Genomic DNA, 11,555 nt, shown 5'->3' with positions numbered 1-11,555 from the left:
ACTGCTCCAGGACCACCTTGTTGTCGGCGTTCAGCTGGCCGTTCTGGATGCGATAGTGCAGGTCCAGGTTGAGGCGTCCCTTGCGGATCCGATAGCCAGCAAACTTGCCTGCATAAGGCGTCAGGGTGGTCAGCTCGACCTGGCGGAAACTGGTGGCGATATCCAGGCTCTGCAGCGGGTCGAAGGGCGTCAGGCTGCCCTTGATGCTCACGGGTGCGTATTGATCGACCTTGCCGGCAATGTTCACTGAGGCTGGCTTCTGCTCGCGATTATCCAGCGTGCCAATGTCGCCATTGAGCGACTGGATGGCGGTGACGAAGGGCGGGCGCAGGCTGAAGTCGGCGAAGTTGGCCGATCCGTCGGCGATGGCGATGCCGCCGATGCGGATGGCCAATGGTTCCGATGCCTGCTCCTCGGAAGCCTCTTGCGCGGTGGATTCGCTGCGCTCGACCAGCAGGTCGTTGATGTTGGTGCTCAGATCTGGGTTGATGATGAAGCGGGCGTAGGGCTGGCTCAGATCGATCCGTTCGATTTCCAGGCTCCGTGGGTGCTGGTAATCGAGACCATTGAGCTGCAGCCGCTGCCATTTGATGAAGTCGCGATTGTTGATGGTATCGAGAGTGTGCAGCTGCGTGGCATCGACACTACCGCGAACGTTGAACGCCAATGGCTCGATGCCCTGCAGGTTGACCTGCAGTTCGCTGCTGAGCATGCCGCTGCGTAGCTCCAGGCTCACCAGTGGGCTGAGGTAGGCCTGAGCGATGCGCAGGTCTATGTCGCGGGTGGTTACTGCCAGCTCACCGCTGACCGGGCTGAGCTGCAGCTGTCCCTGGGCCTGAAGCGTCCCCTGCTTGCCGACCCCTGTGTCCAGCTTCAGCGAGAAGGGGCGGGTAGCGAGGCTGTCGAAATCGCTGATGTCCAGGTTCAGCGGGCCGAGCTCCAGCTCGACCTCCTCATCCGGGACGCGATCGGCCAGGTGCACCCGGTAATCACGCAGCTGAGCATCGTGCAGCAATACCTGCCATGGTTCGCCAGATTTCCGGGCTTCGCTGTCCGGAGTCTGGTCGTCGGCCTTCGACGGGGACGCACTTGTGGCCAACAGCTTCTGCCAGTCCAGCTGGCCATCGGCTTCACGCGCGACCCAGGTTTCCAGGTTGCGGCTGCGCAGCTTGCCGATACTGACCTGCCGCCTGGCCAGGTCCAGCGTCGTTTCGCTCAGCTCCAGGCGCTCCAGGCGCACCAGCTTGCGCCCGTCCGGGCTGTCGAGGGCCAGCGGCGCCAGGGTGGCCTGGGCGTTATCCAGCGTCAGGGCCAGGCCGTCGCTGAGATCGAGGCGGTAGCCGGTACTCAGGTCGATGCTGCCATCCTGCAGAACCAGAGGCGCTGCGTCGCGCACATAGGGCCAGAAGGCCTCGAGCGGTAGCTTGCTGATCTGCAGTTGGCCGCGGGAGGCTAGCGGCTGCAAGCTGAGGTCGCCCTGCCAATCGATGCGTCCGCCACTCGCGCCGCTGGCGGTGAGGCGTGCGTCGGCGCTGTGGTCGCTGCGGGTGGCAAGGTTGTGCAGCTCGAGGTCCAGGGAGTCGTAGACCAGCTCGATGGGCTCGCTCGGGCGCCGATCCTCGAAAGCGACGTGGCCGCGTACCAGCCGCAACTGGTCGATGCGCAGCGCGAACAGGTCGCGTTCGCCGTCGTCGGACGGCTCTGCTGGAGGAAAATCGAAGAGTTGACTGAGGTTCAGGGTGCCGTCATTGGCAATACGGACTTCGGTATGCGGTGCCACCAACTCGACGGTAGCCAGGTGCAGTGTACGTTGCCAGAGGCTCGCCCATTGCAGATCGAGGTTGAGCTGCTCGAAGGCCAGCGGGCGATCATTTTCGTCACCGATGCGCAGGTCGAACAGGGAGAGCTCAAGGCTGAAGGGATTGAACTCGACACGTTGCAGACTGGCCGGCACAGTCGCGTAGGCCGCAAGCTGCTGATTAGCGATGCGCTGGGCAATGCCTGGCAGGATCAGGAAGCCAAGCAGGCTGTAGCAGATCAGCACGAGCGCCAGGCCGCTGAACGCTCGCTTCATTCCATTGGGCATGACCGGAAGTATTCCTGGCGAATGGTTGCCTTGGAGTATGGCATGGGTGCGCGGTTCCCGAATCGGCCCGATATGGGCATTGGGCAGCGCGCCGCAGATTGGCGATGGCGGACGCGGCATGCGCCTCAGCCGCGTGGCGGCAAGCCCATGCGTCGGTGTGCGCGATGCACCGAGGCATTGCGCACTGCCCAGCGTAGCGCTGGCGCGGTACTGCGTACGCCGCTGCGGAGCAACTGACGGCGCGCGTCGCTCAGCGATATGCCGAACATGGCTGCGGCCCATTCCGGCAGCAACTCAACACCAGCGTGCAACATTAGCGTGCCGAACGGCCGTAGCAGCGGGCTTGGTGCCGGAGCGGTGCGCAGTATGCGCAGGATCTCCAGGGCGCGTTCGTCGATCCGCAGCTGCGGGCGGAGCCGTTCGAGGTACGCCTCGACTTCGGCGCGCGAGCGTGGAATCTCACCGGCGCCGAGCCGTTCGGCAATCAGTGCGACTTCGGCGTAGTAGCGATCCTGGTCGGCTGCGCAGAGACCGGGGTCGCGGTAGCGCAGGTGCGATTTGAGAAAGCTGCTGACTTCGGCGACATGCACCCAGGTCAGCAGGTCGGGATCGGAGGCGGCGTAGGGTCGACCATCCGGTGCCGTCCCGGCCACGTCCAGGTGGATGCGTCGGACCCGCTCGATCAGGCGTTCGGCATCGGCGTGGCTGCCGAACGTCGTGGCGGCGATGAACTGCCCGGTACGCCGCAGACGGCCGAGCAGATCCTCGCGAAAGTTCGAGTGATCCCATACGCCCGACAGCGCCAATGGGTGCAGCGCTTGCAATAGCAGTGCAGAGATCCCGCCGACCATCATCGATGTGAAGTCGCCATGCACGCGCCAGCACACTGAATCAGGCCCGAACAGGCCGGGATCGCCCGGAGGGTTTTCGTAGTCGACACCGCCAATCGCCAGGCCGGTTAGGCTGAGCACGCGGGTTTCGATATGACGGCGGAGAAATTCCATGGCGACAGCGCTGCTGGCTTGGCAAGCGGCGATGGTACCTGAAGAGGCGCAGAGGGCTCGCCAGTTGTCGGGGTAAAAGGAGGGCAAGATAGACCGGACAGCAGCTGCGCGCTGTCCGGTCGAGAGGACTTATCAGCCGCGGTGGCGACCGCGGAAGAAGTCGATCAGGCCCTGGGTCGAAGCGTCTTCGGCCGGTGCGGCATCGAAGCGGGTCATCTGATTGTAGACCGCCTTGCCAAGATCCTTGCCGAGCTCGACGCCCCACTGGTCAAAGGAGTTGATACCCCAGATCACGCCCTGGACGAATACCTTGTGCTCGTATAGCGCAATCAGCGCACCGAGGCGGCCGGGGCTGATGGTTTCCATCACCACGGTGTTGCTCGGCCGATTGCCCGGGATCACCTTGTGCGGCGCCAGGCGCTGAACCTCGTCTTCGTTAAGGCCTTTGGCACGCAGTTCGGCCTCGGCTTCCTCACGGGTCTTGCCGCGCATCAGCGCCTGGCTCTGCGACAGGCAGTTGGCGTAGAGCCATTCATGGTGATCGGCCACTGGATTGTGGCTAACCACCGGCACGATGAAGTCGGCCGGAATCAGCGGTGTGCCCTGGTGCAGCAGTTGGTGGTAGGCGTGCTGGCCATTGCAGCCGACGCCGCCCCAGATCACCGGGCCGGTGCTGTAAGTCACCGGCGTGCCATCCTGGCGCACGCTCTTGCCGTTGGATTCCATGTCCATCTGCTGCAGGTGTTTGACGAAGTTGCGCAGGTAGTGGTCGTAGGGCAGGAAGGCGTAGCTCTGCGCGCCCCAGAAGTTGTGGTACCAGATGCCGAGCATCGCCAGCAGCACCGGCATGTTGCTTTCGAACGGCTCGCTGAGGAAATGCTGGTCCATGCTGTAGGCGCCGGACAGCAGGTCCTTGAAGTTGGACATGCCGATGGCCAGGGCGATGGGCAGACCGATCGCCGACCAGAGCGAGTAGCGCCCGCCGACCCAGTCCCACATCGGGAAGATGTTCTTTTCGCGAATGCCGAAGTCGATGGCCGCCTGCTTGTTGCTGGTGACGGCGATGAAGTGGCGGTAGAGCTTCTCTTCGGTGCCGCCCTTGCCTAGATACCAGGTGCGCGCAGCCTGGGCATTCTTCAGTGTCTCGAGGGTACCGAAGGTCTTGCTGGAAATGATGAACAGCGTGGTCTCGACATTCAGCTTGGCGGTCACTTCGCGGAATTCGCTGCCGTCGATGTTGGCCAGGTAGTGCGTACGCACGCCGTGCTGGGTGAAGGGCAGCAGCGCCTCGGAGACCAGTTGCGGGCCGAGGAACGAGCCGCCGATACCGATGTTCACCACGTCGGTGATGGTCTTGTCGCTGAAGCCGCGCCACAGGTTGTTGTGGATGCGGGTGACGATGTCGGTCATCTGCGCCAGGGCGGTGTGCACGTCACGCATGATGTTCTTGCCGTCGACCATCACCGTGTCGCCCATGGGGCGGCGCAGAGCCGTGTGCAGCACCGGACGGTTTTCCGAGGCGTTGATGCGTTCGCCTTCGAACATGGCGTGCGCGGCTTGCTCGACCCCGGCCTCGCGGGCCAGGTTGACCAGCAGGGTGCGGGTTTCGGGCGTGATGAGGTTTTTCGAGTAGTCCAGAAACAGGCCGCTGCAGGAAACCGACAGGTCAGCGAAGCGGGTCGGGTCGGCCTTGAATGCTTCGCGCATGCTGAAGTTCTGCATGGCCAGGCGGTGTTCTTCCAGGGCCTTCCAGGACGGCAGGCCGGTGACATCGAGCGGATGCTGGTAGTAGCTCATGGTGATGCGGCTTCCTTTGCTTTGACAGGCCGCTGAACCCCCGTGAATTCGCGCAGCGAGCGCGCATGTTGCCTCGCGGATTCAGTGATGTGTATGACCGTGCTGGCACGCCGGCACTCGTTCCTGAATGCTGCGGATGCTGGCCGAACCTGGCTTTCACCGAGCCGGCGAAGGCACATCCTATGCCATCAGAGACAGCTCAGACAGAGAAAACCCCTGCTGTGTTCCGGGCCTTCGCCTTCTATTCAATTCGCGCCGGCCTGCTGTCTGAGCGCCGATGCTGCACACAACGAAAAAGCCCGAAGTGCGGAACACTTCGGGCTTCTATTCGACAGCGCCTGAATGGTGACTCAGGCGACCTGTACCGGGATGGCGTTGCTGGTATGGCTCAGCTCGCCGTCTGCGCCCATGTAGAGCACATGCGGCTTGAAGTTGGCCAGCTCGGCTTCGCTGTAGTGCGCGTAGGCGCAGATGATCAGGCGATGACCGACACCTGCCTTGTGGGCGGCGGCACCGTTGACCGAAATGATCTTCGAACCTTCCTCGCCGCGGATGGCGTAGGTGGTGAAGCGCTCGCCGTTGTCGACGTTATAGATCTGGATCTGTTCGTATTCGCGGATACCGGCCAGGTCCAGCCACTCGCCATCGATGGCGCAGGAGCCTTCGTAGTCGAGCACCGAGTGAGTTACCTGGGCGCGGTGCAGTTTGGCCTTGAGCATGATGGCGTGCATGGCAGGGTCCTCCGGGTGCGCAAGCGGCGCAGAGTGTGCCCGAAGCCTCGAACGTGATCAAGGCTGCAGGCAAATGGCATGGATCAGGCCGATGTGTGGATATCGACCATCAGGTTGTCGATCAGCCGCGTCTTGCCCAGGAAGGCTGCGGCGAGAATGACCAGCTCGGCAGACGCGTCGCTTACCGGCTGCAGGTCGATCGCATTGCGAATTTCCAGATAGTCCGGCCGTAGTCCCGCAACGCGCAGGGTTTCCAGACCTTTGGCGACGAGTGTCGAGTAGTCGCGTCGGCCGTTCTGGATCGCATCTTTCAGCTGGGTCAGCGTACGGTACAGCAGCGGTGCCGTGGCACGCTCGTCGGCGCTCAGATAGCCGTTTCGCGAGGACAACGCCAGGCCATCCACGTCGCGCACGGTGGGCTCGGAGATGATCTGCACCGGCATGTTCAGGTCGCGCACCATGGTGCGGATCACCGCCAGCTGCTGGAAATCCTTCTGGCCGAACACGGCGAGGTCCGGCAGGACCATGTTGAACAGCTTGCTGACCACCGTGGAGACGCCGTCGAAATGACCGGGGCGACTGCCGCCGCAGAGGCCTTCCGATACGCCGGGTACGCGAACGATGGTTTGGTTGGCCTGGCCGTGGGGGTACATCTCCTCCACGCTGGGCGCGAAGAGCAGGTGGCAGCCGGCGTCGAACAGCTTGTCCTGATCTGCGGCGAGGGTACGCGGATAGTTGTCCAGGTCTTCGTTGGGGCCGAACTGCAGCGGGTTGACGAAGATGCTCGCGACGACGAAATCGGCACGCTGACCGGCTTTCTTCACCAACGCGATGTGGCCGGCGTGCAGGTTGCCCATGGTTGGCACGAAACCGATGCGCTTGCCCTCGCCGCGCGCGCGGGCAACCGCGGCGCGCAGGTCGGCGATGGTCTTGACGACGTTCATGCGGAGAACCCGTGTTCGGCTGCAGGGAATTCGGCGGCTTTGACCGCCTTGACATAGCCGGCGATGGCCGAGGGGATGTCGCCATGCTCACGCATGAAGTTCTTCACGAACTTCGGTACGCGGCCACTGAGCGACAGTCCGAGCATATCGTGCAGCACCAGCACCTGGCCGTCGGTGTCGCTGCCGGCGCCGATGCCGATTACCGGAATCTGCACGGCACGGGTGATGCGTGCGGCCAGCTCGCTGGGCACGCATTCGAGCAGCAACATGGCGGCGCCGGAGGCTTCAAGCGACTTGGCATCCTCCAGCATCTGCTGCGCCTGCGCTTCTTCACGGCCCTGTACCTTGTAGCCACCGAACAGGTTGACCGCTTGCGGCGTCAGCCCCATGTGCGCGCACACCGGAATGCCGCGGTCGGCCAGCAGGCGGATCGACTCGGCCAGCCAGGCGGTGCCTTCCAGCTTGATCATGTGGGCTCCGGCCTGCATCAGCACTGCGGAGTTGTTCAGGGTCTGCTCGGTGGTGGCGTTGGCCATGAACGGCAGGTCGGCGACGATCATCGCACCACGGTTGCCGCGCTTGACGCTGGCGGTGTGGTAGGCCATGTCGGCGACGGTGACCGGCAGGGTGCTGTCGTGACCTTGCAGGACCATGCCGAGTGAATCGCCGATCAGCAACATCTCGACGCCCGCATCGCAGGCGGTCTTGGCGAAGGTGGCGTCATAGCAGGTGAGCATGACGATCTTCTCGCCCTTCTGCTTGAGCCCTTGCAGCGTGGTCAGGGTGACGTCTGGCATGAATGCCGTCCTCTTCGAGCCTCGGAGGTCAGGGTTGCCATGCGGTGCACCTATGGTGTGCCAAGACCGCGGATGGCAGAGGGCGCTTATAGTCCCGGCGGCGGCAGCCTAAGTCAATCGCGAGTGTTACCTACGCGTTACGTTCGTTACCTCGGCGGTGACACCCGCATCGGCGAGCCGCTCCAGCCCGCTGAACGGGCAGGCCGCGAGCAGCTCGGCCAGGCGGCGACCATCGGCCAGCGCCAGCTCCGCGGGGGCGATCTCTGCCAATGGATAGAGCACGAATGGGCGGGCCTGCATGTGATAGTGCGGAACCTTGAGTCGCGGCTCGTCGATCAGCCGCTCGCCGAACAGCAGGATGTCCAGATCCAAGGTGCGCGGACCCCAGCGTTCGGCCTTGCGCTCGCGGCCCTGGGCCTGCTCGATACGTTGCAGGGCATCGAGCAGGTCCAGAGGCTGGAGATCGGTATCCAGTGCCGCGACGGCATTGACATAGCGTGGCTGGTCGGCAGGCCCGAGCGGATCGCTGGCATAAAGGGATGAGACCGCGACCAGCCTGGTCTGCGGCAGTTCGGCCAGTGCCTGCAGAGCGCCACGCAGCTGTCGCTGGGGATCGGCCAGGTTGCTGCCCAGGCCGATATAGGCGCGCTCCATCTCAGTCGGCCGAACCGGCAGGAGTGTCGCCCGGGCCGCGCCGCCGACGACCGCCACGGCGACGTTTCTTGGCGCCGCCGTCATCCTTGCCGCTGAGGCCGCGAATCATGTTGCGGCGCTCGCTGTCACTGGCTTCCTGATAGTCGGTCCACCAGTCGCCTAGGCCGCCGGTTTTCTCTCCGGCGCTTTCGCGCAGCAGCAGGAAGTCATAGCCAGCACGGAAGCGTGGGTTCTCCAGCAACTGGTCGGCCCGTCGCCCCTGCCGGCGTGGCAGGCGCTCCTGCATGTCCCAGATCTCGCGCATGGGGATGGTAAAACGCTTCGGAATGGCGGTGCGCTGGCACTGCTCCCAGATGATGTCGTGGGCGGCTTCCTGCATCGCCGGAATCGGCGGCATGCCGCGGTCCTGCAGCTCCAGCACGCGGGCCGGCAGGGCTGGCCAGAGCAGTGCGGCGAAGAGAAACGCCGGTGTTACCGGCTTGCCCTGCTGGATGCGCAGGTCGGTATTGGCCAGCGCATTGCGAATCAGCGTACCGGCGTACTCGGGGTTGCGCTCCAGCGCGGCGGCACTGGCCGGGAACAGCGGGGCGAACAGATCGTATTCGAGTAGCAGTTCGAAGGTGCGCTCGGCCTTGCCGCCGAGGAACAGCTTGAGCACCTCGTCGAACAGGCGTGCCGAGGGAATGCCGTCGAGCAGGTCGGCCAGGTCGACGATGGGCTCGGCGCTGTGGCGCTCGATTTCGAAATCGAGCTTGGCGGCGAAACGCACCGCGCGCAGCATGCGTACCGGGTCTTCCTGGTAGCGCTGCTCGGGGTCACCGATCAGGCGGATCAGGCGATTGCGGATGTCGTGCACGCCACGGGTGTGGTCGAGGATGCGCTCGGTGGTCGGGTCGTAGTACAGCGCATTGATGGTGAAGTCGCGGCGCTGCGCGTCGTCTTCGAGGGTGCCATAGATGTTGTCGCGCAGGATGCGGCCGCTCTCGTTACGCGAGGCGAGATGGCTGGCGTCGTCGTCATCCTCTTCCGGATGGTTGGCGCGGAAGGTGGCAACCTCGATGATCTCGCGCCCGAAATGCACATGCACCAGCTTGAAACGCCGACCGATCACGCGTGCGTTGCGGAATTCGGCTCGAACCTGCTCGGGCGTTGCGCTGGTGGCGACGTCGTAATCCTTGGGATTGAGCTGCAGCAACAGATCGCGCACGCAGCCACCCACGACATAGGCCTCGTACCCGGCCTGCTGCAAGCGTTCGACCACGCTCACCGCATGCCGACTGATCGCGCTGCGCTGCAGGGAATGCTGCCGGCTGGACAGAATTTCAGGTGAGCGTCGGGCGTGCGGGATACGGCGCAGCGGAAGACGAAAAGACTGGAACAGCTTTTTCAGCATGGGGGCAACTGTGTGACGGAATGACGGGCCGGTGTCGCGAATAGCCGCGAAACCTGCGCGGATTCTAGCACCGAGAGGCTCGGATGGTGAACGAAGCGCGGAGAGGTGTCAAAAAGCACGTCGCCGATTGCGATGCAGGCACGACTGGTGACTGTTTGGCTGGCGTTATGTGAGGTAGCAGATAGCACTGATGGGAGCCGAAGCTCCCCTCTGAATGATGTCGCGTGCTTATTTATTGTTATTGGTCATGCAGGCGTGCTGTTCTTGTTGTTCGCCTGTTCCGTCCGGCCGTAGCCATCAGGAGCGCTCCTACACTGGGAGCTAATAGCAAACGGATTTCTTTGGTCGCTGACTTTGCCTCGATCTACGATCCAACCAGTTCAGGCGCTGCTTGAGCAGTTTTTGTTGTTCTCGGCCTGGTCGTGGGGTTAGCCCCGTGGCAAGTCCTCTCCAAAAGAATCAGTTAGCTGCGCCTCCGCCTTCTTGTCGTTGTTTTGCTGGAGCCGTTACGTCTTGTTCTTATTGTGGGATCTGCTTGTTATTGTTGTTGTGCCATTAAGTAAGCAGTTGCCGTGCCAGCTTTTTAAAATCCTTTTATTTCAATCGCTTGTGTATTTTCAGGGGTGCGAGCTGCAAGAAAAAACCGGGGCACCGTTACCGATGCTCCCGGTTTCTGTTACGAACGATGCGAGGGCGGTAACAGATTACCCGGTGACGCTACCCGACTTGCGGCGGGGAATGCCCAGGCGCTGGCGTCGCTCCCACAGGCATTTGCGACTGATTCCCAGCTTGCGCGCCAGTTCGGTTTCGGTCATGTGATCCTGGTGCTCGAGCACGAAATGCTGAAAGTAGTCTTCCAGCGAAAGGTCTTCGGTCGGCTCGTTGCCGCCGACCACGCCACGCATGGTGCCAAGCGGCTCATCGAAGTCATCGTCCAGCTCATCCAGCTCGATATCGATGCCCAACAGTTCGGCGTCGATCTCCGGGCTCTCGCTGAGGATGGCGGCACGCTCGATGGCATTCTCCAGTTCGCGGACATTGCCCGGCCAGGAATAGTGGCGGATCGCTTGTTCGGCGTCGCGAGAGAAACGCAGTTCATCACTGTTCAAGCGTTCAGCCTGACGGGCGAGGAAGGCCTTGGCGATTTCCAGCACGTCATTGCCACGTTCACGCAGCGGCGGAAGCTTGAGGGCGATGACATGCAGGCGATAGTAGAGGTCTTCGCGGAACTGGCCGGTCTTGGCCAGCGTTTTCAGGTCGCGATGGGTGGCGGCGATCAGGCGCACATCGACTTTCTGCGACTGCACCGAGCCGACGCGGCGGATCTCGCCTTCCTGTAGCACTCTGAGCAGGCGCGCCTGGGCTTCGAGCGGAAGCTCACCGATCTCATCGAGGAACAGCGTGCCCCCATCGGCCGCTTCCACAAGCCCGGCGCGACCCGCGCTGGCGCCGGTGAAGGCGCCTTTCTCATGGCCGAACAGTTCCGACTCGATCAGCGTTTCCGGAATCGCCGCGCAATTCACCGAGATCATCGGTGCCTTGGCCCGGCGCGAGAGGTTGTGCAGGGCCCGCGCCACCAGTTCCTTGCCGGTCCCGGACTCACCCTGGATAAGGACATTCGAGTCGGTCGGCGCAACCTTGCGGATCTTGCTGAACAGTTCCTGCATCGGCGTGCAATGGCCGATGATGCCGATGTCGTCGCGCGAGGCGGCGCCCGGCGCTGCGCCTGCATTGCGAGTAGCTTGGGTTTGTGTGGTGGCGGCCTGCTGATGATCGCTGAGGATACGCGCCACAGTCTGCAGCATCTCGTCGTGATCGAACGGTTTGGCGATGTAATCCACCGCTCCCATCTTCATCGAATCCACCGCCGAGCGCAGGCTGGCGTAGCTGGTCATGATCAGCACCGGTGTGCCTTCGGCGAGCTTGATCAATTCGGTGCCCGGTGCGCCGGGCAGCCTAAGGTCGCTGATGATGAGATCGAAACCCGGGATGCTGTAGCGATCCTGCGCCTCCTGTACCGAGCCGGCTTCGCTGACCTCGTACTGGTTGCGTTCGAGGAGGCGCCGCAGGGCGGAGCGGATGATGGTTTCGTCTTCGACGATCAGAATATGTGACATCAGTACTCTCTCGACGGTCTGGAGGCAGAGCC

9 protein-coding genes are annotated in these 11,555 nt (G+C 63.1%); all 9 read right to left on the bottom strand.

Features of this window, described 5'->3' with window-relative positions:
* Positions 1-2,086, bottom strand: a 2,086-nt coding sequence (locus HZR81_RS17200) for a DUF748 domain-containing protein (RefSeq protein ID WP_500128810.1), incomplete at its 3' end; no start/stop codon positions are given.
* Positions 2,087-2,211: 125 nt separating this feature from the next.
* Positions 2,212-3,090: an oxygenase MpaB family protein gene (locus HZR81_RS17195; protein ID WP_500128809.1), complete on the bottom strand. Its 879-nt coding sequence runs from the start codon at positions 3,088-3,090 to the stop codon at positions 2,212-2,214.
* A 132-nt stretch (positions 3,091-3,222) separates the two neighbouring features.
* A complete protein-coding gene (gene pgi / locus HZR81_RS17190; RefSeq protein ID WP_102838531.1) occupies positions 3,223-4,887 on the bottom strand; it encodes a glucose-6-phosphate isomerase in 1,665 nt (554 codons plus the stop codon).
* Between the two features lie 350 nt (positions 4,888-5,237).
* Positions 5,238-5,618 carry an aspartate 1-decarboxylase gene (gene panD, locus HZR81_RS17185; RefSeq protein ID WP_014597581.1) on the bottom strand — a complete coding sequence of 127 codons (381 nt, stop codon included), beginning with the start codon at positions 5,616-5,618 and terminating at the stop codon, positions 5,238-5,240.
* An 83-nt stretch (positions 5,619-5,701) separates the two neighbouring features.
* Positions 5,702-6,562 carry a pantoate--beta-alanine ligase gene (gene panC / locus HZR81_RS17180; RefSeq protein ID WP_500128808.1) on the bottom strand — a complete coding sequence of 287 codons (861 nt, stop codon included), beginning with the start codon at positions 6,560-6,562 and terminating at the stop codon, positions 5,702-5,704.
* The gene (gene panB / locus HZR81_RS17175) at positions 6,559-7,359 is read right to left on the bottom strand and encodes a 3-methyl-2-oxobutanoate hydroxymethyltransferase (RefSeq protein WP_152481695.1); all 801 of its coding nucleotides are present in this window, start codon (positions 7,357-7,359) and stop codon (positions 6,559-6,561) included. Before panB ends, panC begins: the two co-directional genes overlap by 4 nt.
* Positions 7,360-7,485: 126 nt before the next feature.
* Entirely contained in the window at positions 7,486-8,013 is a 528-nt protein-coding gene (folK, locus tag HZR81_RS17170; RefSeq protein ID WP_500128807.1) for a 2-amino-4-hydroxy-6-hydroxymethyldihydropteridine diphosphokinase, read from the bottom strand.
* A 1-nt stretch (position 8,014) separates the two neighbouring features.
* On the bottom strand, positions 8,015-9,406 hold the full coding sequence (locus HZR81_RS17165) for a polynucleotide adenylyltransferase PcnB (protein WP_208216666.1): 1,392 nt from the start codon (positions 9,404-9,406) through the stop codon (positions 8,015-8,017).
* A 704-nt stretch (positions 9,407-10,110) separates the two neighbouring features.
* Positions 10,111-11,523, bottom strand: a complete 1,413-nt coding sequence (locus HZR81_RS17160; protein WP_500128806.1) for a sigma-54-dependent transcriptional regulator — start codon at positions 11,521-11,523, stop codon at positions 10,111-10,113.
* Positions 11,524-11,555 lie beyond the last annotated feature (32 nt).

It is taken from the genome of Pseudomonas sp. LM13 (genome assembly GCF_041381355.1).
Taxonomy (GTDB): Bacteria; Pseudomonadota; Gammaproteobacteria; order Pseudomonadales; family Pseudomonadaceae; genus Stutzerimonas; species Stutzerimonas frequens.
Note: the sequence above shows the minus strand (reverse complement) of the source record. Positions and strands in the feature narration are given on the sequence as shown.